Raw genomic sequence first — 23953 nt, forward strand, 5'->3', positions numbered from 1 at the left:
GTCATAGGGACGCCTGATCGGTATGCCGCCTGCTGCTGATTCACTCCGAAACTGTAGGAGCGTGGCTTGTCTCTGGGCCGCATCCGGACGATCTGGCGCGCAGCGGCAGCAAAATCAGGCAATTCGTTGTGCCAGGTACTCCGCATGCACCGGTTTTACTGCCGGTATGTCGCGTGCTGCTGATTCACGCCGAAACTGTAGGAGCGTGGCTTGTCCCGCGATCTGGCGCGCAGCGGCAGCAAAATCAGGCAACTCGTTGTGCCAGGTACTCCGCATGCACCGGTTTTACTGCCGGTTCCCGGCAGATCGCGGGACAAGCCACGCTCCTACGCCCTGCGGGCAGAAGCGGTGTCTCGATAAACCCAAGATCGCGATCTGCCGGTATGCCGCGTGCTGCTGATTCACGCCGAAACTGTAGGAGCGTGGCTTGTCCCGCGATCTGGCGCGCAGCGGCAGCAAAATCAGGCAATTCGTTGTGCCAGGTACTCCGCATGCACCGGCTTCACTGTCGGTTACCGGCAGATCGCGGGACAAGGTGGAGCGCCACCCCGGCAGCTCCTACACCTTGCAGGCAAAAAAAAGAGGAGCCACGAGAGCTCCCCCAGAGGTAACTGTTCAGCCTCTCGCATCTGTGCGCGGGAGGCTGTTTATCTTTGCCGCGTCGCGATCAGCCCTCGATCTCGACCAGGATTTCACCAGGATTCACGCGATCCCCCTTGGCCACATGGATCGCGACAACCTTGCCGGAAACGGCGGCCTGAACCTCGGTTTCCATCTTCATCGCTTCAGTGATCAGCACAGCCTGGCCGGTCTTGACCATGTCACCCTCCTTGACCAGCACATCGACGATGTTGCCCGGCATGGTGGTGCTGACGTGGCCCGGTTTGCTGGCCTGGGCGCGTTTGCCGATGCCGCCCCCGACGAATTCGTTGAGCGGCTCGAACACCACTTCTTCCGGCATGCCATCGATGGACAAATAGAAGTGGCGCTTGCCTTCGGCTTTGACACCCACACCCGTGATGTCCACACGGTAGCTCTCGCCGTGCACATCAATGACGAACTCGGTCGGCACGCCCTCGCCGCCCGCCTTGGCGACCGTGCCCGGTTCAGGGATCGGCAACAACGGTTCCGGCGTGAGCGTGCCGGCGGCACGCTCTTCAAGAAACTTGCGGCCAATATCGGGGAACATCGCGTAAGTCAGTACGTCTTCTTCGGACTTGGCCAACACCCCGATTTCGTCGCGCAGCTTGGTCATCTCAGGTTTCAACAGATCGGCGGGACGTACGTCGATCAGTTCTTCATTACCGATCGCCTGACGACGCAACTTATCGTCGACCTCACCCGGCGCCTTGCCGTAGCCGCCGGTGAGATACAGCTTCACTTCGTTGGTGATGGTCTTGTAACGCTCGCCAGCCAGCACATTGAAGAACGCCTGAGTCCCGACGATCTGGGAGGTCGGGGTCACCAGCGGCGGATAACCGAGGTCCTTGCGCACACGCGGAATCTCGGCCAGCACCTCGCCCATCCGATTCAAGGCGCCCTGCTCTTTGAGCTGGTTGGCGAGGTTGGAAATCATGCCGCCCGGCACCTGGTTAACCTGCACCCGCGTGTCGACCGCGGTGAATTCACTCTCGAACTGGTGATATTTCTTACGCACAGCGTAGAAGTACAGACCGATTTCCTGCAGCAGTTCCAGATCGAGCCCGGTGTCGAATTCGCTGCCTTTCAGCGCGGCGACCATCGACTCCGTACCCGGATGGCTGGTGCCCCACGCGAAGCTCGAGATCGCGGTGTCGATATGATCCGCGCCGTTTTCGATGGCTTTCAGTTGGCACATTGCAGCCAGGCCGGCCGTGTCGTGCGAGTGAATGAACACTGGCAATGACTGCTCGGCCTTGAGGGCTTTGACGAGTTCACCAGCCGCGTAAGGGGTCAGCAGGCCGGCCATGTCCTTGATCGCGACGGAGTCGCAACCCATGGCTTCCATCTGCTTGGCCTGAGCGACAAAAGCTTCGACGGTGTGGACCGGGCTGACGGTGTAAGCGATGGTGCCCTGCGCATGCTTGCCCGCGGCTTTCACGGCCTCGATGGCCACGCGCAGGTTACGCACATCGTTCATGGCGTCGAAGATGCGGAACACATCGATGCCGTTGACGGCGGCCTTGGCGACGAACGCCTTGACCACATCGTCGCTGTAATGGCGGTAGCCCAGCAGGTTCTGACCGCGCAACAGCATTTGCAGACGCGTGTTGGGCAACGCCGCGCGAAGCTGACGCAGACGCTCCCACGGATCTTCCTTCAGGAAACGCACACAGGCATCGAACGTTGCGCCGCCCCAGACTTCCAGCGACCAGTAGCCGACCTTGTCGAGTTTGTCGCAGATGGGCAGCATGTCCTCGGTGCGCATGCGGGTCGCCAGCAGCGATTGATGAGCGTCGCGCAGGATGGTGTCGGTTACGAAGATTTTCTTGGACATTTACGTGTTCCTCACAGGCCTGCGTGGGCGGCAATGGCGGCGGCGATGGCCAGAGCCAGCTCTTCGGGTTTGCGCTTGATCGAGTAGTTGGTCAGTTCAGGATGGCTTTCGACGAAGCTGGTATTGAACTGGCCGCTGCGGAATTCCGGGTTGCGCAGGATTTCCTGGTAATAGGCTGCCGTGGTCTTCACGCCTTGCAGGCGCATGTCGTCCAGCGCGCGCAGGCCACGGTCCATCGCTTCTTCCCAGGTCAGGGCCCAGACAATCAGCTTCAGGCACATGGAGTCGTAGAACGGCGGAATGGTGTACCCGGTGTAAATCGCCGTATCGGTACGCACACCAGGCCCGCCGGGCGCGTAGTAGCGGGTGATCTTGCCGAAGCTGGGCAGGAAATTGTTTTTCGGGTCCTCGGCGTTGATCCGGAACTGCAACGCGAATCCACGGTGAATGATGTCTTCCTGCTTCACCGACAGCGGCAGGCCGGACGCAATGCGGATCTGCTCGCGCACGATGTCGATGCCGGTGATTTCTTCGGTGATGGTGTGCTCGACCTGAACACGGGTGTTCATCTCCATGAAGTACACCTCGCCCTCGGCGAGCAGAAACTCCACGGTCCCGGCGTTCTCGTAGCCCACGGCTTTCGCTGCGCGTACGGACAGGTCGCCAATGTAGGCGCGTTGCTCGGGCGTCAACTGAGGACTCGGGGCAATCTCGATGAGCTTCTGGTTGCGACGCTGAATCGAGCAGTCGCGTTCGAACAGATGCACCACGTTGCCGAAGCTGTCACCCAGGACCTGAGCCTCGATGTGCTTGGGATTGACGATGCATTTTTCGAGGAAGACCTCAGCTTTGCCGAACGCTTTGGTCGCTTCGGAAATGACCCGAGGAAAGGCCTGCTCCAGTTCTTCACGGCTGTTGCAGCGACGAATGCCGCGACCGCCACCTCCGGAGGTGGCTTTGAGCATGACCGGGTAGCCAATGCGGTCGCCTTCAGTCAGTGCTTCGGCGATATCGGCAACGTTACCTTCCGTGCCCGGCGTCACCGGTACACCGGCCTTGATCATGCTGCGCCGCGCTTCAGTCTTGTCGCCCATGCGACGAATCACTTCAGCGGACGGACCGATGAATTTGATCCCACGTTCAGCGCAGATCTCCGCCAGTTCGGCGTTTTCCGAGAGGAAGCCATAACCGGGATGCAGCGCATCGCAACCGGTTTCGACGGCCAGGTTCACCAACTTGCGCGGGTTCAGATAACCCTCGAGCGGTTCGGAACCAATGCCGTAAGCCTCATCCGCACGCTTTACATGGAGCGCATGGCGATCCGCGTCGGAATAGATCGCAACCGATCGGATGCCCATTTCGGCGCAAGCGCGCACGATACGAACAGCGATTTCTCCACGGTTGGCGATCAGGATTTTTGTTATCACTGGCATTTCCTCGACCGATGAGCTGACAGACCGGCAACCCGGTCAGTACGTCGCGACGTCCCGTTACCGCATGTTGCGTCGCAGCGATGGGGCCACCCTATGACGAATCAGCAATTAACAAAAATGAGTAAAAATTGGGTTAAACATAAGTAAAACCTTATAGTCACTCATTCAGCCATTTACAGAGCGATTTGAAATTGCGTAAGTCACTGATGCGTATGACATTGCGTCAACTGCGAATCTTCAACGAGGTGTGCGACCTGCGTTCATACAGCCGTGCAGCGGAGGAAATGTCGCTCACGCAGCCCGCCGTCAGCCTGCAGATTCGTCAGCTTGAAGAGCTCATCGGGCAGCCGCTTTTCGAGTACGTGGGCAAAAAGCTGTACCTGACCGAAGCCGCGCAAGCGTTACAACTGGCCAGTCGTGACATCTTCGGACGGCTGGAAAATCTCGATATGCAGCTCTCTGACATGCAGGGATCACTGCAAGGCCAATTGAAGCTGGCGATCGAGTCCAGCGCGAAATATTTCGTGCCGCATCTGTTTGCCGCGTTCAAGCGTCAGTACCCCGAAGTCATGCTCAATCTGACAGTCGTCAACCGTGCCCAGGTGATCCGTCGACTGTCTGATAACCGCGACGATCTGGTCGTGATGTCGATGGTGCCGCAGGACATGGGCCTAGAGTTTTTGCCCTTTCTCAACAACCCCATCGTGGCAGTCGCACGTCCGGATCATCCGCTGTGCCTGCTGCCCAACCCGAGCCTGAAAGACCTTGAAGGCCAGACACTGGTGATCCGCGAGCCGGGTTCGGGAACCCGCAAGGCGTGCGAAGAGTACTTCAAGGAGAAGCGCATTCACTTTGAACACACACTGGAAGTGTCCTCAGCGGAGGCCCAACGCGAATGCGTAGTGGCGGGCCTGGGTGTGGCGCTGCTGACGCGACATGGGCTGAATCTGGAACTGGCCACCGGCGCGCTGAAAGAGCTGCCAGTGGCCGAGTTGCCGCTGTATCGAAGCTGGTGCGTCGTTCAGGCCCGGGACAAGCGGCTGTCGCCGGTGGCTCACGCCTTCCTGGCGTTCATCCGCACCGAACGCGCGCAGATCAGCGAGGTGATGGAGCGCTTTGACGGGCACCTTCAGAGGCGCTAGTGCTCTGCCAGAAGTTGGCCGAGGCGGCATCCAGGTAATCGGAGAGCTCCTGATTCAGACGGCGCTCTTCGGAGTAGGTCTCGATCGCGCGTCGAAACGCCATGCGGCGCTGATCTTCCTGCTGACGGCGAGTCTTGGCGCTGGAAGCGCTGTGCGGGTGCGAGTCATCGTAGTGCCGAGGCATATCCTGTCTCCCATTGCGTGTGCGGGAGTACAGAGTGGCCCTGAGCCGTGACGATCAGGCGTCGGAAGGGTTACAAGTTGGTGAACGTTGCGCAGCAGACGGAAATCGAATGTAGGAGCGCGCTTGCCCGCGATTGCGGTGTTTCAGTCAACAATGCTTTGCTGACCCACCGCAATCGCGGGCAAGCGCGCTCCTACAGGATTCGCGAGTGCTCAATCTTCCGCGGACTTGATTGACTTGGGCGACAACCGCAGGCTGCGCAAGCTGCGCTTCACGCTCTTGAGGTGGTTGACCAGGCTCGGACCACGGGCCATGGCAACACCCATCGCCAGGACATCGATCACCACCAGATGCGCGATGCGCGAGGTCAGCGGCGTGTAGATTTCCGTGTCTTCATGCACATCGATCGCGAGATTGACCGTGGATAGCTCTGCCAGCGGGGTCTGGCTTGGACACAATGTGATCAGGTTCGCACCGCTTTCACGCACCAGGTTGGCGGTGATCAGAAGATCCTTCGAGCGTCCTGACTGAGAGATACACACGGCCACGTCCGTGGGCTTGAGCGTCACCGCCGACATGGCTTGCATGTGCGGATCGGAATACGAGGCGGCCGTCAGCAACAGGCGGAAAAACTTGTGCTGCGCGTCCGCCGCTACCGCGCCCGAGGCGCCAAACCCGTAGAACTCGACCCGATGCGCCGCCGCCATGACCGTCACCGCGGCTTGCAAGGCGTGGGGATCGAGCTTCTCCCGCACCTCCATCAACGTGTGCAACGTGGTGTCGAAAATTTTCAGGCTGTAGTCGGCGACCGAGTCGTCCTCGTGAATCGCGAACTGCCCGAAACTGGCGCCAGCGGCCAGGCTTTGCGCGAGCTTGAGTTTCAGATCCTGAAAACCGGTGCACCCAATGGCACGGCAAAAACGCACGATGGTGGGTTCGCTGATGCCAACGCTATGGGCCAGGTCGGCCATGGAGCTGTGCATCACGGCCGCCGGATCAAGCAGCACATGATCGGCTACCTTGAGCTCCGACTTACGCAAGAGATGGCGGGACTGGGCGATGTGCTGCAACAGATTCAAAGGACAGGACTCAATAGAAGGATGGGCCGGGTTGTAGCTTTTTTGTAGTTATACTACATGACCTGCAAACCGCACAGCTAAACGAGTTTGCGGTTGGCAAACGACCAGCCCTGGATGACCGGTCGCGTCACAGTGTAGGACTTTTTACGCGTGACTCCAGGCAACAGCTTCACATTTGCGCAAGATATCGCCCATCGCACTGGCCTCCACTGGCCGACTTATCAGGTAGCCTTGTACCTCGTCGCATTGGTGCTCCCTCAGGAACTCCAACTGCTGAGCCGTTTCGACGCCTTCAGCGACCACCTTCAACTCAAGGCTGTGCGCCATGGCGATAATCGCCCGTGTGATGGCTGCGTCCTCGGTGCCTTCGTTCAGCCCTCGAATGAAAGCCTGATCGATTTTTACGTAGTCCACCGGAAAGCGCTTCAAATAGCTCAGTGACGAATAACCGGTGCCAAAATCATCGATGGCGAGCTTCACGCCCAGTTCCCGTAACTGCTGGAAAGTGCTGATGATGTGCTCGACGCTGTCCAGCAGTTGGCTTTCGGTCAGCTCCAGCTCAAGGCATTCGGGCATCAACCCGGTTTCATCGAGGACCTGACGCACGAGGCTCACCAGTTTGCCTTGACGCAGTTGGTGTACGGACAGGTTGACCGACACCCTGATCGGCAACAACCCACTGCGCTGCCATTCACGCATCTGCCGACAGGCCTGACGCAGGACGAATTCTCCGATGTCGGCGATCAGGCCGGACTCTTCCGCCAGTCCAATGAATTCACCGGGAGGCACCATGCCGCGAGTCGGATGACACCAGCGCACCAATGCTTCTGCCGAGCTCAACCGCCCGGTCGCCACTTCAAGTTTGGGTTGGTAGAAAACCTCAAGCTGACCGTCCTCGATGGCCCGACGCAACTGAATTTCCAGCTGCAGACGCTCCAGCGTCCGCGCCTGAAGGCTTTCGGTGTAGAACTGGAAGTTATTCCCGCCCAGGTGCTTGGCATGCTGCATCGCCATGTTGGCTTGAGACACCAGTGAGGGAATATCGCGCGCCGAATCCGGTAGCAAGGCAATGCCGACGGACGCACTGACCACCAGCTCGTGGCCGGAAACCGAGAGCGGAGAACGCAGCTTGGCCAGCAGTCGCGTCGTGACGCGAGCCAGCGTGGTCAAATTGCCGTAGGTGTCGAACAGCACCGCAAACTCGTCCGCCGACAGGCGCGCTACGGTGTCAGCCTCGGCGAGTTCGGCACTCAATCGCCGTCCGACCAGACGTAAAAGCTGATCGGCGACATCATGGCCCAGGCTGTCATTGAGCAATTTGAAACGGTCCAGGTTGATGTGCAGTAACGCCAGACTGCGTCGACCTTGCCGCGCCCGCTGGTTGGCTTCGCGCAGGCGCTCGTTGAACAACGAGCGATTGGCCAGGCCCGTCAGTTCGTCGTAATGCGACAGGTAGCGCGTGCGCTCTTCGTACTGCCGCGTGAGCTCACGATTGAGTGCTTCGCTTTTGGCTTGAGCTTCTTGCAGATGCTCGATCAGCGCAAGGTTCTGAAAGCGGCGCATCAAGCCGCTCTGGATCAACCGGTTGACCTGCGCGGCCACCACGATCAGCGCGAGCAGCAGAATTAATCCGAGCCACCCCCAACCGCGCAACGGCACATCGCCCCCCCAGAACAGGTAGACAATCGGTGGTAACAGGCACGGCACCGTGAAGGTCAAAAATGCGGGAATGCTGGCGGCATAGGCCACGCTCGCGGATAACGAGGCGGCGCCGATCAGCCCGAACACCCAGGCTTGCTGAATGAAGCTTTCAACCGGCACCAACACCAATGCAGCACTGGATAAGGTCAGGCCACTCACGCACGCCCCGGCCAGGAACATGCGCGTCCAGATCGGTTGAGCCTGGCGTTCAGGCGAAGCTGCGCGAAAAGCCGCCACTTGCAGCACACGCAGGCAGACGAGCGCCGAGAGCCAGCCGACCCAGATGCCGACCAGCAGATAGCGTTCCGGACTCCAGAGCAGCCAGGCGCACAGCAGACCATTGATGAACATGAACAGGGTCGGCAGCAAAGACCCCTGATAGAGAAGGCGGGTGCGCTCGACGGCAAGCTGGGTGGCGAACTGTTTGCGGATAACACGGCGTGTTGCCACAGAGTCGGCCGGGGCTTCTGAGCTGGGGGTCATGGCGGTTCTTATAATTAGTGAGCCTTGAACGTTCGCGGAGCATACACAAGCCACCGGAGAGACCAAACAGTCAGAAAAATAAATTGTACGGACGGTAGGCTGGCGCTTTTTCATCCAGCCGCAGATCCGCGATCTGACGGCACATTGTAGGGGAGTGAGCGTGCTCGCGAAGACAGACGTTCAGCCGCTGAAGGCGTACTGGGTTCACTGACGCATTCGCGAGCAAGCTCACTCCCACAAGGTGTGGGTGGCAGAACTTTGTGACCGGCCAGCGTTAGAGTTTGCCCACGTCACCCCGGCACCCTAGAATGCGCCGATGCGCGATGATCTCTCTCTTCTGCTTAATTCCCTCAACGATGCCCAACGTCAGGCCGTAGCCGCCTCCTTGGGTCGTCAGTTGGTCCTGGCCGGCGCTGGTTCCGGCAAAACCCGTGTGCTTGTGCATCGGATCGCCTGGCTGATGCAGGTAGAAAACGCCTCGCCGCACTCGATCCTGTCGGTGACGTTCACCAACAAGGCCGCCGCCGAGATGCGCCACCGCATCGAGCAGTTGATGGGTATCAACCCGGCGGGCATGTGGGTCGGCACCTTCCACGGGCTGGCGCATCGCTTGCTGCGCGCGCATTGGCAGGAAGCGGGTCTGAGCCAGACCTTCCAGATTCTCGACAGCGATGATCAGCAACGTCTGGTCAAACGTGTGATTCGGGAAATGGGCCTGGACGAACAACGCTGGCCTGCGCGCCAGGCGCAGTGGTTCATCAACGGACAAAAGGATGAAGGGCTGCGCCCGAAACACATCCAGGCGTCCGGTGACCTGTTCCTCAGCACCATGAAGTCGATCTACGAAAACTACGAAGCGGCCTGTCAGCGCGCGAGCGTCATCGACTTCTCCGAACTGCTGTTGCGCGCGCTGGATCTGTGGCGCGACAACAAAGGCTTGCTGGATCACTACCAGCGCCGCTTCCGCCACATTCTGGTCGACGAGTTCCAGGACACCAACGCCGTTCAGTACGCCTGGCTGCAACTGCTGGCTCGAGGCGGCGACAGCCTGATGGTGGTCGGCGACGACGACCAGTCGATTTACGGCTGGCGCGGCGCGAAGATCGAGAACATTCATCAGTATTCCGATGACTTCCCGGACACCGAAGTCATTCGTCTGGAGCAGAACTACCGTTCCACTGCCAGTATCCTGAAAGCCGCCAACGGCCTGATCGTCAACAACAGCGGTCGTCTGGGCAAAGAGCTGTGGACCGATGTCGGCGATGGGGAACTGATCAGCCTGTATGCCGCCTTCAACGAACACGACGAAGCCCGCTACGTGGTCGAAACCATCGAGAGCGCGATCAAGACCGGCATGTCGCGCAGCGATATCGCCATTCTGTATCGCTCCAATGCCCAGTCGCGGGTGCTGGAAGAAGCGTTGCTGCGCGAGCGCATCCCGTATCGCATCTATGGCGGCCAGCGCTTCTTCGAACGTGCGGAAATCAAGAACGCCATGGCGTATCTGCGCCTGCTGGAAGGTCGCGGAAACGACTCGGCGCTGGAGCGTGTCATCAACGTGCCGCCGCGTGGTATTGGCGAGAAGACCGTCGAGGCGATCCGCGAACACGCGCGGCACTCGGACGTGTCGATGTGGGAAGCCATGCGGTTGCTGGTCGCCAACAAGGGCTTGACCGGCCGTGCCGCCAGTGCGCTCGGCGCCTTTATAGAGCTGATTGAAAACCTGTCGGCCAAGGTCATGGAGATGCCGCTGCATCTGATGACCCAGACCGTGATCGAACAATCCGGGCTGATCACGTATCACCAGGAAGAAAAAGGCGAAAAGGGTCAGGCACGGGTCGAAAACCTTGAGGAACTGGTCAGCGCCGCGCGTGCCTTCGAGGCCAGCGAGGACGAGGAAGACCTGACGCCATTGGCGGCGTTCCTCGGCCATGCATCGCTGGAGGCTGGCGATGCGCAGGCAGATGAGCACGAAGACAGCATCCAGTTGATGACGCTTCACAGCGCCAAGGGCCTCGAATTCCCGTATGTCTTCCTGGTCGGAATGGAAGAAGGCCTGTTCCCGCACAAGATGAGCCTTGAAGAACCGGGCCGTCTTGAAGAAGAACGCCGTCTGGCTTACGTCGGTATCACGCGTGCCATGCAGCACCTGGTGCTGACGTACGCTGAAACCCGGCGCCTGTACGGCAGCGAGACCTACAACAAGGTCTCGCGCTTCGTGCGCGAGGTTCCGCCCAATCTGATTCAGGAAGTGCGGCTGTCCAACAGCGTCACGCGTCCTTTCGGCGGCTCCAAGACCATGGCGCCAAGCCGTTTGTTCGATGGCGAAGGTATCCCGCAGAGCCAGTTCTCGCTGGGTCAGCGCGTGCAGCACGCGGTATTCGGCGAGGGCGTGATCCTCAATTTCGAAGGCTCAGGCGCTCAGGCACGGGTCCAGGTGAACTTCGCAGAAGGCAGCAAGTGGCTGATGCTGGGTTACGCGAAGCTGGAGCCGGTTTGAGCCATCAATGACGCTTCACTGTAGGAGCGCGCTTGCCCGCGATTGCGGTGTGTCAGCAATGCTTGCTTAGACTGACACACCGCAATCGCGAGCAGCTCACTCCTACAATGAAATGCGAACCCGGCAGCTCTTGCATTCCTACATCCGCCCCCCATCTTTCCTACAGAACTTTCTTCACTGGCCTACACCCCAAGTAATACAGGCGCTCTGAAGATCCACGCAAAAGCCGGAAACATATGGCCGCTGGTCAGACACATTTGTCCTGTGCAACATGGCGCGCGTGCAATCCACAAACGGGAATTCCCAATATGCAACGTTTTCTAAGCATCGCTTTGGCGCTGGTCATCGGACTCACCATGAGTCTGGATGCCAACGCCGCGCGTTTTGGTGGTGGCAAGAGCATGGGCTCGGCGCCAAGTCACCAGGCGCGCCAGACAGCCCCTTCCGCTCCTGCCGCCGCGCCTAACGCCGCTGGCCGCCCTGCTCCTGCTGCAGGCGGTGCTTCCAAATGGCTGGGCCCGCTGGCCGGTATCGCTGCCGGCGGCCTGTTGGCCTCCATGTTCATGGGCGGTGGTTTCCAGGGCATGCAGTTCTTCGACATCCTGATCATGGCAATCATTGCTTTCGTGATCTTCCGCTTTATCGCGGCCCGTCGACGCAAGCAGCAGCAGCCGCAGATGGCTCCAGCAGGCGCGCCATATCAGCGTGAAACCTTCGAGCAACCTCAGCAGGCCAACTCGATGTTCGGTGGTTCGGCTGCGGCGGCAGCCCGTCCGGTGATCAACGCACCGGCCTGGTTCAATGAAGAGCGTTTCCTTGAAGCCGCGCGTACGCACTTCCAGTCGCTGCAACAGCACTGGGATGCAAACGAAATGGACAAGATCGCCGAATTCGTGACCCCGCAAATGCTGCAGTTCCTGAAAAAAGAACGTGCGGATCTGGGTGATGGCTTCCAGTCGACCTACATCGACAACCTGACCGTGCAACTCGACGGTCTGGACGATCGCGCCGACAAAACCATCGCCACGCTGACCTTTAGCGGCGTCTCGAAGACTTCGCGTTTCGACCAGGGCGAAGTGTTCAGCGAGAGCTGGAACATGGAACGCGCACCAGGCGAGAACCAGCCTTGGCTGGTGGCAGGTATTCGCCAGAACGGCTGAAACTCTGAGTCACTGCTCTAGTCAAAACCCCGAACTTGTTTCGGGGTTTTGTTTTTCAGAGCGCGCAGTTAATTTGGCGATGCCTTTGAGCTACTGTATAACCCGCGCAAATCGTTAGAGGATCCACGTCGTGGAAGAAGTCATCGAACAACTCCGTGAAGCCAATGAGCCGGTTCCCGTCCCGCTTGAGCTGCCGGACGAAGATCAGCTCGTCGAAATCGAAGAAGAGCTGTTCATCAATATCCCTTTTGTCTTCAAAGAGTTTCTGCTGACCGTCAGCGACGTGGTCTACGGCAGCCTGGAGCCCGTGACCGTCACCGATCCTGGCTCACACACCTACTTGCCGGAAGTGGCCGCGAATGCCTGGGATTCGGGTGTGCCGCGCGACCTGATCCCGATCTGTCAGGATGGCGAGGACTATTATTGCGTCGAGGAAGACGGCACCGTGGTGCTGTGGTCCGGCGAAGAAGAACTCGTCACCGAAGAGAGCTGGGAATCGGTCTGGCACTGGGCGCGGGACGTCTGGCTGGAAAGCTGAGCCCCGCACCGCTCATCAATGAGTCCTCGGAGTTCAATGCTCCGAAGGCTCCTGGTGATTCCCCAGTGTTTCCAGCAGCGCGATCTGCATGCGTGTGTGTACGCGTATGAACCAGCGCCACAGCACTGCAGCGACGACCGCCGCGACCAGCACGATCAGCAGCAACCATTCGTTGGTCGGCAGCATGCTTGCCGAAAGCAACGCGATCAGCAGGAAAATCACCACCAGCGACAGCAGCGGAATCACTTCGGCGATCACTCTGCGCACGCGCGCGGTATGCCGACCGGCCATCTCGGGCTTGACGCCCATCTCGGCCAGCAGCATCGACAGCGCTTTGAGCTTGCGGTAGGCCGCGATCAGAAACGGCAACGACAGCAGCAACGAAGCGCCCCAAATCCAGGCTTTTTGCTGACCCACTTCGCTGACCCAATCGCTGAAAAAATCGCCAATTCGCTCAGCGAAATACGCCCCGCAGAAGAAGATCGCCACCACCAACGCCAGGTTCACCCCGACTTGCAGCAGGATCTTGCGGATCATCGATGCAAGCAACGCGCCTTGTCCTTGCGGCTGAATGCTGCGCAGCCATTCCCCGTACAGGCCGAATACCCGAGCCATGCGGGTGGGAACGATGGCGGCAAGTGAGTGAGAGAGCGGATCGGCCGCCCTGATCAGATAGGGGGTGAGCAGCGTGGTAATTGCCGACACCGCCACGGCGACGGGATAAAGGAAATCACTGGTGACCTGCAGCGTCATCCCCAGCGCCGCAATGATGAACGAGAACTCACCGATCTGTGAAAGCCCCATGCCCACGCGCAACGAGGTCTTGCCGTCGTTACCGGCGATGAACGCACCCAGGCCGCAGGAGAGCATCTTGCCCAGTACAACGGCGACGGTGATCACCACAATGGGCCAGGCGTAATCCAGCAGGATCTGCGGGTCGATCATCAAACCGATCGCGACGAAGAAAATCGCGCTGAACATGTCACGAATGGGTTCGATCAGGTGCTCGATCTTCGTCAACTGCTTCGATTCGGCCATGATCGCGCCGATCAGAAACGCGCCGAGTACCATGCTGTATTCGAGTTTGACCACCAGCAGGCAGAACCCGAAACACAGGCCCAGCACGGTCACCAGCAGCATCTCGTTGCTCTCGAACTTCGCCACGTAAGCCAGCAAACGTGGCACGAGCAAAATGCCGATGACCAGCGCAACGATCATGAACAAGGACAATTTGCCAACGGTGGAAAACACTTCTCCCGAGCTGACGGTGCCGCTGACGGCAATCCCCGAGAGCAGTGCAATGATGCCGATGCCGAGAATGTCCTCCACGATCAGCACGCCAAATATCAGCTGTGCAAAACGCTGATTCTTCATCTTCAAGTCGTTGAGCGCCTTGACGATGATCGTGGTGGAGGAAATCGCGAGGATGGCCCCGAGGAACAGCGAATCCATGGTGCTCCAGCCGAAGAACTGGCCGATTTCATAGCCAATCCAGATCATCAGCATGATTTCCAGAAACGCTGCGATAAACGCAGTGGCGCCGACCTTGAACAGCTTGCGCAGACTGAATTCCAGACCCAGGCAGAACATCAGGAAGATGACACCCAGTTCGGCGAGTGTCTTGATGGTGTCTTCATCGTGAATAAGGCCGAAGGGCGGCGTGTGCGGACCGATGATAAAGCCCGCCACGATGTACCCCAGCACGACCGGCTGTTTGAGCCGGTGAAACAACACCGTCACCACGCCAGCCACCAGCATGATGACGGCCAGATCCTGAATGAAACTGATGGCATGCATGGGCGCGGGCTCCTTATAACGAACGGTGAAAATGCGCGTTTCTGCCGAAAATACGGACGTCGGCTGTACGAAAAGTCGCCAGCTTCGCCAGAAAAGGCTGATCAAAACGCAGGAAATATCCCATCCAAGGGTTTTCGCAGGGTAACACCGCACAAAACCCGATAAAGCCGGTGCAATATATGGAAACAGATAGGTAACAGGCGTGACGGCGGCCCGGCTGTCAGCGTCCCGATAGTGTGGATTTTGATGACTGACCTGCATCGAGCACCGAAACAGGTGCCCCTTTTTTTGATTCAACTGACCGTGAGCACGCTATGGAACCCGGAAACGCCCAGCTGTCGATGACTGTATTGATGACCCCGGACATGGCCAACTTTTCTGGCAACGTGCACGGCGGCACCCTTCTCAAGTACCTCGACGAAGTCGCCTACGCGTGCGCAAGCCGTTACGCCGGTCGCTATGTAGTGACGCTGTCGGTGGATCAGGTGATTTTCCGCGAGCCGATTCATGTGGGTGAGCTCGTGACCTTCCTGGCATCGGTCAACTACACCGGCAACACCTCCATGGAAGTCGGTATCAAAGTGGTGACCGAGAACATCCGCGAGCGCTCGGTGCGTCACACCAATAGCTGCTTCTTCACCATGGTCGCCGTGGACGACCAACGCAAACCGGCGAGCGTACCGCCGTTGAGCCCGCAGACCAGCGAAGACAAGCGCCGTTACGTGCAGGCACAACAACGCCGCCAGATTCGTCAGGAACTGGAGAAGCGTTATCGCGAGATCAGGGAAGACGGTGTTTGATCAAACACCGTGAGGCAGTGACGAATTAACTGTGTGGGAGCCAGCTTGCTGGCGAATACGTTTAATCAGTGACAGAGGTGTTGTCCGATAGACCGCATTCGCCAGCAAGCCGGCTCCTACAAAAAAACGAGTTGTGTCAGGGCTGCAGGCGAGTCGCCTCAAACTTGACCCGCGGGTGCGCGATCCGATCCTGCGCCCGGATCAGCTCAAGCTCGTAACTGCCACAGGCCTGAGTTTCCAGCAGCACCTCGTGCACCGCCGAGGCTGTGTATTCGAACGCACTGCGCAGGTCTTCGCCCAACAGCACCTTGGACAGGAACAGCCCGGACGTCAGATCGCCCACGCCCACAGGTTGTCGTGGGAATGCCAGCAGCGGTCGGCGCAGGTGCCAGCTTTCATGCTCGGTCACCAGAAGCATTTCAAACCCGTCGAGGGGCTTCCCCGGATAATCCAGGTGTTTGACGATGATCGCCTTCGGCCCTCTCGCCAACAACGCCCGAGCCATGGCCAGGCAATCGAGCAGTGACGAGGGTTTTCGACCCGAGAAGCTGTCGAGCTCCAGCTGATTCGGACACAGAAAGTCAGCCACGGCCGCCGCTTCCTCCAGCAGGAAATCACTGACTTCCTGCGGCACGATGCAGCCCTTTTCCGGATGCCCCATCACCGGATCGCACAGGTAAAGCGCGCGGGAATTGATCCGCTTAATGTGCCCGACGACGGCCAGAATCGCCCGCCCCTGGGCGGCGCTGCCCAGATACCCCGACAGGATGGCGTCGCAATTCCCCAGTTCGCCAATCGCCGCGATCCCGTCAACCAGCGCCGGAATCTGCTGTGGCGGCAACACTTCACCTGCCCAGTGTCCATACTGAGTGTGGTTGGAGAACTGCACGGTATTCAGCGGCCAGACATTGATGCCGATACGCTGCATAGGGAACACGGCCGCGCTGTTGCCGGCGTGTCCGAAAACCACGTGTGACTGGATGGCGAGTAAATGAGGCGAACGTTTCATGACAGGTTCCTGAAGCCGGGAAAGCACAGTAGTAGCGAAGCCGGACGAAGTGAAGCGAAATTAAGCGTTCGGACTATGGCTGTCGATCACCCGACGCAGTTAAGCTGGACATCTTCTGTTGGAGCTCTTTTTTCATGCTGACCCTGGGCAACATATTCGTCCTGATGCTGCTGGCGACCGCTGGCGCTTGGCTGTGGCATTCCCATGGTCTGCGTGAACGTGCGCTGGAGCGCGTCAAACAGCACTGCGCCAAACTGGACATCGAACTGCTGGACGGCAACGTTGCCCTGCGTCGCATTACGTTCAAGCGCGACAACGAAGGGCGCAAGCGCCTGGCGCGTGTGTATAACTTCGAGTTCACCGTGACAGGGGAGCAGCGTCACCCCGGTACCATCACGATGTTCGGTGCGCACACTGCACAGATCGAGCTGGCGCCCTATCCGTTCGAGATCAAGAATCCGAAGCCGACCGCAGAGATCATTCATCTGGCGGAATGGCGCCAGGAGCACAATAAGTGGAAGCAGTGACCCGCTGTGGATAACCCCGGCTAGGCCAGACAATCCGCCAGTTGCGTGGTCAGCGCCGCCTCGTCTTGCGGCGATGCGAAGATCAGTTCCAGACGCGAATCCTTGCGCCACTCGCTCGGCGACCAAGTCAGCCTCGTCCCCTCCAGCACGTTGCTCGATACCCAGCCCGTCCGGCTGTGGATAACCAGCTTGGCCCTGCGCCAATCAAGGCTTTGTAACCATCTCTGAACCTTCGAAGCATCGAACACCCGATCCGGATGCCAGCGCCAGCCGATGCTCCAGCCTTCCGCCTGTCCTTGACTCAGGCAGATCGGCGTCATTGGATCGGTCCATAAGGCGGGCAACTGCCCCAGTGTCTTCGGCACGGCGGTGTTCGGCACAACAAGGTTATCCAAACCCTCGTTCGCATGCGTGCGTATGCCAGGGAGTCGGTCCACAGGAAGCGCCCCGCGTTCGGTCCAGAAAACCGGTCGCTCAGGCAATGCACCGATAACCGCCTGCCGTTCGCGGGCATCCAGTGCCTCAGACTTGTTCAGTACCAGCAAGCCGGCCTGCGCCAACGCATCCTGCTGCGTCGGCGGCAAAGTCTTTCCGACAGCCAGCGCTTGCGCGTCGAGCACCATGACGCTGGGTTGCACCGCAAGAACGCCAATCCAGGGTGCCTCGCGCAGTTGCGCGATCAACTGCACAGGGTGGCCGAGCCCTGACGGCTCAATGAACAGACGATCAGGCCGCGCCTTGCGCAACAGGCGACCCAGACCGACCTGAAACGGCGCGCCGTTGACGCAACACAGGCACCCACCAGCGACTTCGCCAAGTGCGATACCATCCTCGGCCGTGGTGAGCAGCGCGGCGTCCAGGCCGATCTGGCCGAACTCGTTGATCAGGATTGCCCAGCGTTCATTCGCCGGTTTATGGTCCAGAAGGTGTTTGATCAGACTCGTCTTGCCTGCCCCCAAAGGGCCAGCAATGACATGGGTAGGAATGTTCTGCAGCATGTCCGGCCATTGTTGAACGTCGCTCCCGAAAACGAGCGCAGACGGAGGTAATCGATGCGAGCGATCTGGCTGCCCGTGCGGCTGGCGTTGATGCTGTTGGCGATGGCGTCGAATCAGGCGTGGGCTGAGTCCTGTGTGGTTCACAGCCAGGCCGAGCGGCTGGATGTGAAGGTCTGCCAGGAAAATCTCAACATCCCGCCTGACCTTTTTCACGACGGCTTCTGCAAACCGCAGCTCAAGGACCAAAAGGTCGAGGTCACCTACGTGGAACACTGCCCTTCGGGCTCATTCGGCCAATGCAGCAACGCGCAAGTCGCCAATATGCCCTATCGGCAGAACATTCACTATTACGGCGTGGCCAGCGATGCTGCGTTCCTCAAGCCATTTTGCGAGCAGCAAAGCCAAGGTGTGTGGAAGGCCCGGTGAGCCCTGCTGACACAACACAGACCTGTGGTAGTGAGCTTGCTCACGAAGGGTGACCTACAGGCGAAAAAAAGCAGTGAATGGACTGGCCTCTTTGCGAGCAAGCTCGCCCCCACAATGTGCAATGCGTTAAGCCGCGTCGCCGTACCAGTCGCCGAATGGATCGGCCAGTTGGCTCCAGCCCTCGACGCCGATCGCCATTTCCTCATCGGTCAGCAGGCAGCTGTCCAGATCGGCCGTCAGTTGGGTGAAGTCGATGTTCTGGCCAATGAACACCAACTCCTGACGGCAATCCCCGGTCTGTGCGAGCCAGTTGCGCATGATCACCTGCGTACTTTCCTCGTCCTGCGGCCAATGTGCCTTGGGGACGAAACGCCACCAGCGGCCCGCAAAGCCATGACGCATCAAGCCGCCCGCCTGTGACCAGCTTCCCGCTTCCTGATATTTACTCGCGAGCCAGAAGAAGCCTTTGGAGCGCAGCAGCTTCCCGTTGGTCCATGGTTGATTGATGAAGTCAAAGAACCGTTGCGGATGGAACGGTCGACGCGCCCGATAAGCCGTGGAAGCGATGCCGTACTCCTCGGTTTCCGGCGTGTGCTCCCCACGCAGTTCCTTGAGCCAGCCCGGAGACTGGGCCGCTCGCTCGAAATCAAACCGGCCGGTGTCGAGAATCTTGCCCAGGGGTACCGCGCCCATCACCATCGGCAGAATCTCTGCCTGGCTGTTAAGCCGTTTAAGGATCGCCATCAACTCTTGCCGCTCGCTCGAACTGATCAGATCAATCTTGCTGATCAGGATCACATCGGCGAACTCCACTTGCTCGATCAGCAGATCGGTGATGGAGCGCTCGTCGTCTTCGCCCAGGGTTTCGCCACGACTGTCCAGGCTCTCAGCCGCCTGGAAGTCCTGGAGAAAATTAAGGCCATCAACCACCGTCACCATGGTGTCAAGGCGCGCGATATCCGCGAGACTCTGTCCGGACTCGTCGCGAAACGTGAACGTCTCCGCAACCGGCAGCGGTTCGGAAATCCCGGTGGATTCGATCAGCAGGTAGTCGAAGCGGCCATCGTTGGCCAAACGGCTGACCTCCTCGAGCAGGTCCTCGCGCAGGGTGCAGCAGATGCAGCCATTGCTCATTTCCACGAGCTTTTCTTCGGCACGGTTCAGGCTGACATCACGTTGCACGTCGCTGCCGTCGATATTGATTTCGCTCATGTCGTTGACGATGACGGCGACGCGCAGGTTTTCGCGGTTGCGCAGGACATAATTCAGCAGCGTGCTTTTGCCGGCTCCAAGAAAGCCGGACAGGACGGTAACGGGAAGGCGGTTCATAGGCGTCTCATCGCGTAGCAGGTTCAGATGGTTTTTACGTTATAGTATAACAATACAAACCTGCTAACACTTTTTACACGTTCGTTTCGAGGGTCGGTGTCTTGAGAGTATTCATAGGGCTTTTGCTGCTGCTGAGCGCGCAGGTTTTCGCTGCCCCGCCGTCGCCTCGACTCACACAGGCGCTGTGTACGCGCAGCGCAACGCTACTGGCGTGCGTCGACGCCTACGACAATCGCTACAGCGTGGCGATGGCAGGCACGACGATGTACCTGCGCGGCTACGAAAGCGCGAACAAACGCCGCTGGGCGCAGACCAACAGCCGGTATGGATCGATGACATTTTTTACAGGGCTGGCCTCCGATGGCGAGGCGTGGGCAGGATACATCCGCAAAGTCGGCTGGACGACGATCAGCCGGGTGTCGAGCTCCAGTGGCAGCCGGAGCAAGATCACCTGTGATCGTGTGATGGGCTGTCGTTGAATGAACACGGACATTGTAGGAGCGCGCTTGCCCGATGACTTACGTACAGACGACCGAAGTGCATCGTGTGTACAGATCTCTCGGGCAAGCGCGATCCTGCAAAGGACTGCTTCAGGTCAGACGACCGCCTGTTCTGCGGCCTTCTGCGCCTGCCGCCAGGCAATGAACGAGCCTGCGGGTGGATTGCGTTCGAAGTAGGTCTTCATGCCGTCGAACAGGCCATCGGCCACGGCCTGCTGATGACGGGCGGTCACCAGGCGCTGGCTGTCGCGGCTGTTGGAGATGAAGCCGGTTTCGACCAGGATCGACGGCACATCCGGTGATTTCAACACCGCGAACCCCGCCTGCTCCACACGCTTCTGGTGCAGCGTGGTCACGCCTTCCAGGCTGCCGAGCACGGTGTGACCCAATTCCAGGCTGGCAGCAATCGTGGCGTTCATCGACATGTCGAGGATCACGCCCGCCAGCATCGGATCCTTGTCTTTCAGATTGAGCAGACTCGTCGCCCCGATGAGGTCGACGCCGTTCTCGCGCTGAGCCATGAATCGCGCAGTGGCGGAAGTTGCGCCATTTTCAGACAGCGCAAACACCGATGCGCCGGACGCCGTCAGCCTTGGCGCAGCGTCCGCGTGAACGGAAATAAACATGTCTGCGTTGTATTTGCGGGCGATGTCCACTCGCTTGCGCAGCGGCACGAAAAAGTCGTCGTTACGTACCAAACGCACGTCAAAGCCTTTCTCACGCTTCAGTCGTTTGGCCAACAGTTGAGCGATGGACAGCACCACGTCCTTTTCCCGCTCGCCTTTGGAGCCAATGGCGCCGGGGTCTTTACCGCCATGTCCGGCATCGACCACCACCATGATGTCGCGCTTGGGATGATGCTTGTCGAGGACAGGAGCAGGCGGCTCTTTAACCAGTGCCGCCGGCGCGGCCGCGAGTGCCACCGGCGTGTGCGCGGCTACGTCGTGTCCCAGATCCACCACAAGCCGATTGCCCTGCGAACCCTCAGGTCCCAGCAGAAAGCTGTTGAGCTGCACAGGCGACGTCAGATCCAGCACGATGCGTGTGTCACCCTGCCCGAAATGGCCGGAGCGGATGGACTTGACCGGTGTATTTTCCAGTGCCAACTCGGGGAAATTGCCCTCCAGCCGCGCGCCACTGACATCGATGATGATGCGGTCCGGCGCGCTGAGCGTGAAAGTTTTGTACTGAACAGGGCCACTGAGGTCGAACACCAGTCGTACCTTGTTTTCAGAACGCCAGAGTCGGGCGTTGCGAATTTGAGTGGCATTGACAGAAAAAGGAAGCGCGAAGGCGGCGCTGGCCAAAAGCATATTGAGCAGCATTTGACGTCGGTGCATGACACGTTCCGTAGAAAAGCGAGCATCCCGGCTCTGATAGACATGACATTCTTGGTAACAATATAACATGCCGACCAGCGCTCAAAGATGAAGCTTTTTATAAGAACGGAAAGAAATAGACACGTAAATCAACGGCTAAGAACAAAAAACTCATGTGAAACAAGAAGATGTTCCACGTGGAACATGAGCGAGTCGTGCGCGCCACATAAACAAACGCCCCGACAGGCGGGGCGTTCAGACAAACGGTCCTATCAGGTCCTCGGTTTTACGGTGCCGCAGTTCTGCCCCAGCCACACCGCCTTGGTGTCCATGCTTCCGTTTTGCTGCTGACCGGTGGCGTTGAACGAGCCAATCACATGGGTGTTAAAGGCGCGATCGCTGAGGAATTGCGCCGTGCCGGTCCCCTGGGCACGCGGACAGCTGAACTTGAATTTCCAGGTCGGACCATTGCGCTCAGTGATTTGCTGCGTGCATCCCGTCTTGGGGTCAGTCAGAGGGATCTGCTCATTCTTCACCTGTTCCGGCGTGAGACAAACCCGGACACCCTGCCCGCCTAACGTAATCCCTTGTTTTGCCAGCATTTGTTCCATAGCCGCACGCTGCTGTGGGGCCATCATTTGCAGTTGGGCGAGCATGACTTGCATGTCGGGCATCTGTTGGCCATCGACCTGCATGTTGCTCGATGTCAGCTCCCAGAGTCCGGGTTGCAGCACTTGCGCTTGAGCGAAGGGCGCAGCCAGACAAACCATCAACGCCAATACGCGCTTTTTCATGAACCTGATTTCCTTTTTGCTCAGAAGCAGTTTGAACACGGCCCTTTCAGGCCGGCTGACGATGAGGGTTAGACGACGAATCGGGCCGCCAGTTGCAGCCCCAATAAAATAGCGACAATCCTTGCGTACTGTGGTCTGTTAGACACCCGAGACGCCTACAGCACAAGGTTGCGCATGGATTATCACAGCCCGTATTTCTTTGGCTATTTGCTGGGTTTCACTCATCTGCTGGGCATCGTAGCAGCGATTCATGCGCTGCTGACCGTGCGCACCGCACAGGGCTCAATCGCTTGGGCGATGCCGCTTATCTTCATCCCCTACATCACCCTGATTCCCTACCTCGTCTTTGGCCGCAGCACCTTCGACGCTTACATCAAGGCCAGACGCCAGGCTAACAATGAGATGCGCAATGCCATCGTCGACTTCAACTGGAAGCCGTGGATCGAAGAAGCCGTCGCCGCCCGGCGTTCGGACGCGTACGAATCGCTGCGTGCGATGCCCAAGCTGGGCCGCATGCCCTGCCTCGCCAATAATGAGGTGAAACTGCTCATTAACGGTGACGCCACATTCAGCGCCATTTTCGATGCGATCCGCGCCGCGAAGCGGGTGGTGTTCGTGCAGTTTTTCATCATTCATGACGACGGCCTCGGCCAACGGCTGCAAGCGCTGCTGCTGGAGAAGGCCGCCGAGGGTGTCGAAATCTTTGTGCTCTACGACCGCATCGGCAGCCACGCATTGCCTGCCCGTTATGTGGAAAAACTGCGGGCGGGCGGCGTGCAGATCAAGGCCTTCGCCACCCGCGGCGGCTGGCTCAATCGCTTCCAGATCAACTTCCGCAATCACCGCAAGATCGTCGTGGTGGACGGGGTGAAGGGCTTTGTCGGTGGACACAACGTCGGAGACGAATACCTCGGCCTCAAACCGCCGCTAGCGCCATGGCGCGATACCCATGTCGCGGTCGTTGGTCCGGTCGTGGCGTGCTTGCAGGAGTCGTTTGCCGAGGACTGGTTTTGGGCGACACGACAACTGCCGCCACTGATCCTGCCTGACAGCTACCCTGAGGATGGGGTTCTGTGTCAGTTCCTTGCGACCGGACCTGCGGACTCGCAGGAAACCTGCTCGCTGTTCTTCGTCGAAGCCATTCACGCGGCAACGCAACGTGTCTGGATCACGACCCCCTACTTCATCCCGGATGAAGCCGTGTCGGCAGCGCTGCGTCTGGCCGTGTTACGAGGCGTCGATGTACGCCTGCTCCTGCCGTCGCGACCCGACCATTACACGGTGTATGCAGCGTCAAGCCTGTTTGCCTTTGAAGCGGTCCGCGCAGGCGTGAGGATGTTCCGTTATCAGCCGGGCTTTCTGCACCAGAAGGTCGTGCTGGTGGACAACGAAATCTCCGCGATCGGCAGCGCCAACCTGGATAACCGCTCGTTCCGTCTGAACTTCGAATTGATGCTGCTGACCGTGGACGAGGATTTCGCCCGGGAAGTCGAAGCCATGCTCAGCGATGACTTTGCGCAAGCCATTGAAATTTCCATGGAGGACAGCAAGGAAACCCATCACCTGCAGCAACTGGGGATGCGCGTTGCGCGGTTGATTTCACCGATCCTGTGAAAGCCAGACAACTGCAGGAGCGCGCCTGTTCTGGACCGCATCCGGGCGATTTCGATATGCCTGTGACGTATTTATCACACTGCTATCGCCGGCAAGCGCGCGCCTAGAATGTGTGGTGAGAGGTGTGTGGCTATTCGGCTTGCC

At 59.1% G+C, this 23953-nt stretch carries 20 protein-coding genes; 9 read left to right on the forward strand and 11 right to left on the reverse strand.

Features of this window, described 5'->3' with window-relative positions; all coding sequences use genetic code 11:
- Nucleotides 1-667: 667 nt before the first annotated feature.
- A complete protein-coding gene (gene oadA / locus BMY73_RS25010) occupies nt 668-2476 on the reverse strand; it encodes a sodium-extruding oxaloacetate decarboxylase subunit alpha (RefSeq protein ID WP_092410477.1) in 1809 nt (602 codons plus the stop codon).
- Between the two features lie 11 nt (nt 2477-2487).
- Entirely contained in the window at nt 2488-3903 is a 1416-nt protein-coding gene (locus BMY73_RS25015) for an acetyl-CoA carboxylase biotin carboxylase subunit (RefSeq protein ID WP_062379898.1), read from the reverse strand.
- A 197-nt stretch (nt 3904-4100) separates the two neighbouring features.
- Between BMY73_RS25015 and BMY73_RS25020 the strand changes: the two genes are divergently transcribed.
- A complete protein-coding gene (locus BMY73_RS25020) occupies nt 4101-5051 on the forward strand; it encodes a LysR family transcriptional regulator (protein ID WP_062379900.1) in 951 nt (316 codons plus the stop codon).
- Here BMY73_RS25020 and BMY73_RS25025 read toward each other — a convergent pair.
- The 3 genes from BMY73_RS25025 to BMY73_RS25035 form a co-directional block, all read right to left on the reverse strand.
- Nucleotides 5005-5235: a PA3496 family putative envelope integrity protein gene (locus tag BMY73_RS25025; protein WP_062379902.1), complete on the reverse strand. Its 231-nt coding sequence runs from the start codon at nt 5233-5235 to the stop codon at nt 5005-5007. The genes BMY73_RS25020 and BMY73_RS25025 overlap by 47 nt on opposite strands.
- 212 nt (nt 5236-5447) lie before the next feature.
- On the reverse strand, nt 5448-6314 hold the full coding sequence (gene hexR, locus BMY73_RS25030; RefSeq protein WP_074754821.1) for a transcriptional regulator HexR: 867 nt from the start codon (nt 6312-6314) through the stop codon (nt 5448-5450).
- Between the two features lie 144 nt (nt 6315-6458).
- A complete protein-coding gene (locus tag BMY73_RS25035) occupies nt 6459-8498 on the reverse strand; it encodes a putative bifunctional diguanylate cyclase/phosphodiesterase (RefSeq protein WP_092410479.1) in 2040 nt (679 codons plus the stop codon).
- 316 nt (nt 8499-8814) lie between these two features.
- Between BMY73_RS25035 and uvrD the strand changes: the two genes are divergently transcribed.
- From uvrD to BMY73_RS25050, 3 genes are all read left to right on the forward strand, one after another.
- Nucleotides 8815-10998, forward strand: a complete 2184-nt coding sequence (uvrD, locus tag BMY73_RS25040; protein ID WP_092410481.1) for a DNA helicase II — start codon at nt 8815-8817, stop codon at nt 10996-10998.
- 308 nt (nt 10999-11306) lie between these two features.
- Nucleotides 11307-12158 (forward strand): Tim44 domain-containing protein, encoded by an 852-nt coding sequence (locus BMY73_RS25045; RefSeq protein WP_092410483.1) that lies wholly within the window; start codon nt 11307-11309, stop codon nt 12156-12158.
- A gap of 130 nt (nt 12159-12288) precedes the next feature.
- Nucleotides 12289-12696, forward strand: a complete 408-nt coding sequence (locus BMY73_RS25050; protein WP_062379912.1) for an SMI1/KNR4 family protein — start codon at nt 12289-12291, stop codon at nt 12694-12696.
- 33 nt (nt 12697-12729) lie between these two features.
- Here the strand turns inward: BMY73_RS25050 and BMY73_RS25055 are convergent, their stop codons facing one another.
- A complete protein-coding gene (locus tag BMY73_RS25055) occupies nt 12730-14493 on the reverse strand; it encodes a cation:proton antiporter (protein ID WP_092410485.1) in 1764 nt (587 codons plus the stop codon).
- Nucleotides 14494-14807: 314 nt separating this feature from the next.
- Between BMY73_RS25055 and BMY73_RS25060 the strand changes: the two genes are divergently transcribed.
- Nucleotides 14808-15293, forward strand: coding sequence for an acyl-CoA thioesterase (locus tag BMY73_RS25060; RefSeq protein WP_062379916.1), 486 nt, complete (start codon nt 14808-14810; stop codon nt 15291-15293).
- A gap of 136 nt (nt 15294-15429) precedes the next feature.
- On the opposite strand, the gene pdxY is transcribed toward BMY73_RS25060, so the two are convergent.
- A complete protein-coding gene (pdxY, locus tag BMY73_RS25065) occupies nt 15430-16302 on the reverse strand; it encodes a pyridoxal kinase PdxY (protein WP_092410487.1) in 873 nt (290 codons plus the stop codon).
- Nucleotides 16303-16436: 134 nt separating this feature from the next.
- On the opposite strand from pdxY, the gene BMY73_RS25070 reads away from it, so the two are divergent.
- The gene (locus BMY73_RS25070) at nt 16437-16829 is read left to right on the forward strand and encodes a DUF3301 domain-containing protein (RefSeq protein ID WP_092410489.1); all 393 of its coding nucleotides are present in this window, start codon (nt 16437-16439) and stop codon (nt 16827-16829) included.
- Nucleotides 16830-16849: 20 nt separating this feature from the next.
- Here the strand turns inward: BMY73_RS25070 and BMY73_RS25075 are convergent, their stop codons facing one another.
- A complete protein-coding gene (locus BMY73_RS25075) occupies nt 16850-17827 on the reverse strand; it encodes a CobW family GTP-binding protein (RefSeq protein ID WP_092410491.1) in 978 nt (325 codons plus the stop codon).
- A gap of 54 nt (nt 17828-17881) precedes the next feature.
- On the opposite strand from BMY73_RS25075, the gene BMY73_RS25080 reads away from it, so the two are divergent.
- Complete coding sequence (locus tag BMY73_RS25080) at nt 17882-18253, forward strand: NADH:ubiquinone oxidoreductase (RefSeq protein ID WP_092410493.1); 372 nt, start codon at nt 17882-17884, stop codon at nt 18251-18253.
- Nucleotides 18254-18379: 126 nt separating this feature from the next.
- On the opposite strand, the gene zigA is transcribed toward BMY73_RS25080, so the two are convergent.
- Nucleotides 18380-19582, reverse strand: coding sequence for a zinc metallochaperone GTPase ZigA (gene zigA / locus BMY73_RS25085; protein ID WP_092410495.1), 1203 nt, complete (start codon nt 19580-19582; stop codon nt 18380-18382).
- Nucleotides 19583-19683: 101 nt separating this feature from the next.
- Here zigA and BMY73_RS25090 point away from each other — a divergent pair, with 101 nt between their 5' ends.
- Nucleotides 19684-20061 carry a glutamine synthetase gene (locus BMY73_RS25090; RefSeq protein ID WP_371914998.1) on the forward strand — a complete coding sequence of 126 codons (378 nt, stop codon included), beginning with the start codon at nt 19684-19686 and terminating at the stop codon, nt 20059-20061.
- Between the two features lie 116 nt (nt 20062-20177).
- Here the strand turns inward: BMY73_RS25090 and BMY73_RS25095 are convergent, their stop codons facing one another.
- Nucleotides 20178-21422, reverse strand: a complete 1245-nt coding sequence (locus BMY73_RS25095) for an N-acetylmuramoyl-L-alanine amidase (RefSeq protein ID WP_092410497.1) — start codon at nt 21420-21422, stop codon at nt 20178-20180.
- 251 nt (nt 21423-21673) lie between these two features.
- Nucleotides 21674-22195: a DUF3617 domain-containing protein gene (locus tag BMY73_RS25100; RefSeq protein ID WP_092410511.1), complete on the reverse strand. Its 522-nt coding sequence runs from the start codon at nt 22193-22195 to the stop codon at nt 21674-21676.
- Nucleotides 22196-22369: 174 nt separating this feature from the next.
- Between BMY73_RS25100 and cls the strand changes: the two genes are divergently transcribed.
- Nucleotides 22370-23809, forward strand: coding sequence for a cardiolipin synthase (gene cls / locus BMY73_RS25105; protein WP_092410499.1), 1440 nt, complete (start codon nt 22370-22372; stop codon nt 23807-23809).
- Nucleotides 23810-23953: the final 144 nt, after the last annotated feature.

The organism is Pseudomonas sp. NFACC02, from assembly GCF_900110765.1.
Lineage (GTDB): Bacteria > Pseudomonadota > Gammaproteobacteria > Pseudomonadales > Pseudomonadaceae > Aquipseudomonas.

Bases quoted from the DNA above. Each gene is read 5' to 3' on its own strand.
- oadA (WP_092410477.1), bottom strand. From the start codon at position 2,476: ATGTCCAAGAAAATCTTCGTAACCGACACCATCCTGCGCGACGCTCAT.
- BMY73_RS25025 (WP_062379902.1), bottom strand. From the start codon at position 5,235: ATGCCTCGGCACTACGATGACTCGCACCCGCACAGCGCTTCCAGCGCC.
- BMY73_RS25035 (WP_092410479.1), bottom strand. From the start codon at position 8,498: ATGACCCCCAGCTCAGAAGCCCCGGCCGACTCTGTGGCAACACGCCGT.
- uvrD (WP_092410481.1), top strand. From the start codon at position 8,815: ATGCGCGATGATCTCTCTCTTCTGCTTAATTCCCTCAACGATGCCCAA.
- BMY73_RS25045 (WP_092410483.1), top strand. From the start codon at position 11,307: ATGCAACGTTTTCTAAGCATCGCTTTGGCGCTGGTCATCGGACTCACC.
- BMY73_RS25055 (WP_092410485.1), bottom strand. From the start codon at position 14,493: ATGCATGCCATCAGTTTCATTCAGGATCTGGCCGTCATCATGCTGGTG.
- BMY73_RS25060 (WP_062379916.1), top strand. From the start codon at position 14,808: ATGGAACCCGGAAACGCCCAGCTGTCGATGACTGTATTGATGACCCCG.
- pdxY (WP_092410487.1), bottom strand. From the start codon at position 16,302: ATGAAACGTTCGCCTCATTTACTCGCCATCCAGTCACACGTGGTTTTC.
- BMY73_RS25070 (WP_092410489.1), top strand. From the start codon at position 16,437: ATGCTGACCCTGGGCAACATATTCGTCCTGATGCTGCTGGCGACCGCT.
- BMY73_RS25075 (WP_092410491.1), bottom strand. From the start codon at position 17,827: ATGCTGCAGAACATTCCTACCCATGTCATTGCTGGCCCTTTGGGGGCA.
- BMY73_RS25080 (WP_092410493.1), top strand. From the start codon at position 17,882: ATGCGAGCGATCTGGCTGCCCGTGCGGCTGGCGTTGATGCTGTTGGCG.
- zigA (WP_092410495.1), bottom strand. From the start codon at position 19,582: ATGAACCGCCTTCCCGTTACCGTCCTGTCCGGCTTTCTTGGAGCCGGC.
- BMY73_RS25095 (WP_092410497.1), bottom strand. From the start codon at position 21,422: ATGCACCGACGTCAAATGCTGCTCAATATGCTTTTGGCCAGCGCCGCC.
- BMY73_RS25100 (WP_092410511.1), bottom strand. From the start codon at position 22,195: ATGAAAAAGCGCGTATTGGCGTTGATGGTTTGTCTGGCTGCGCCCTTC.
- cls (WP_092410499.1), top strand. From the start codon at position 22,370: ATGGATTATCACAGCCCGTATTTCTTTGGCTATTTGCTGGGTTTCACT.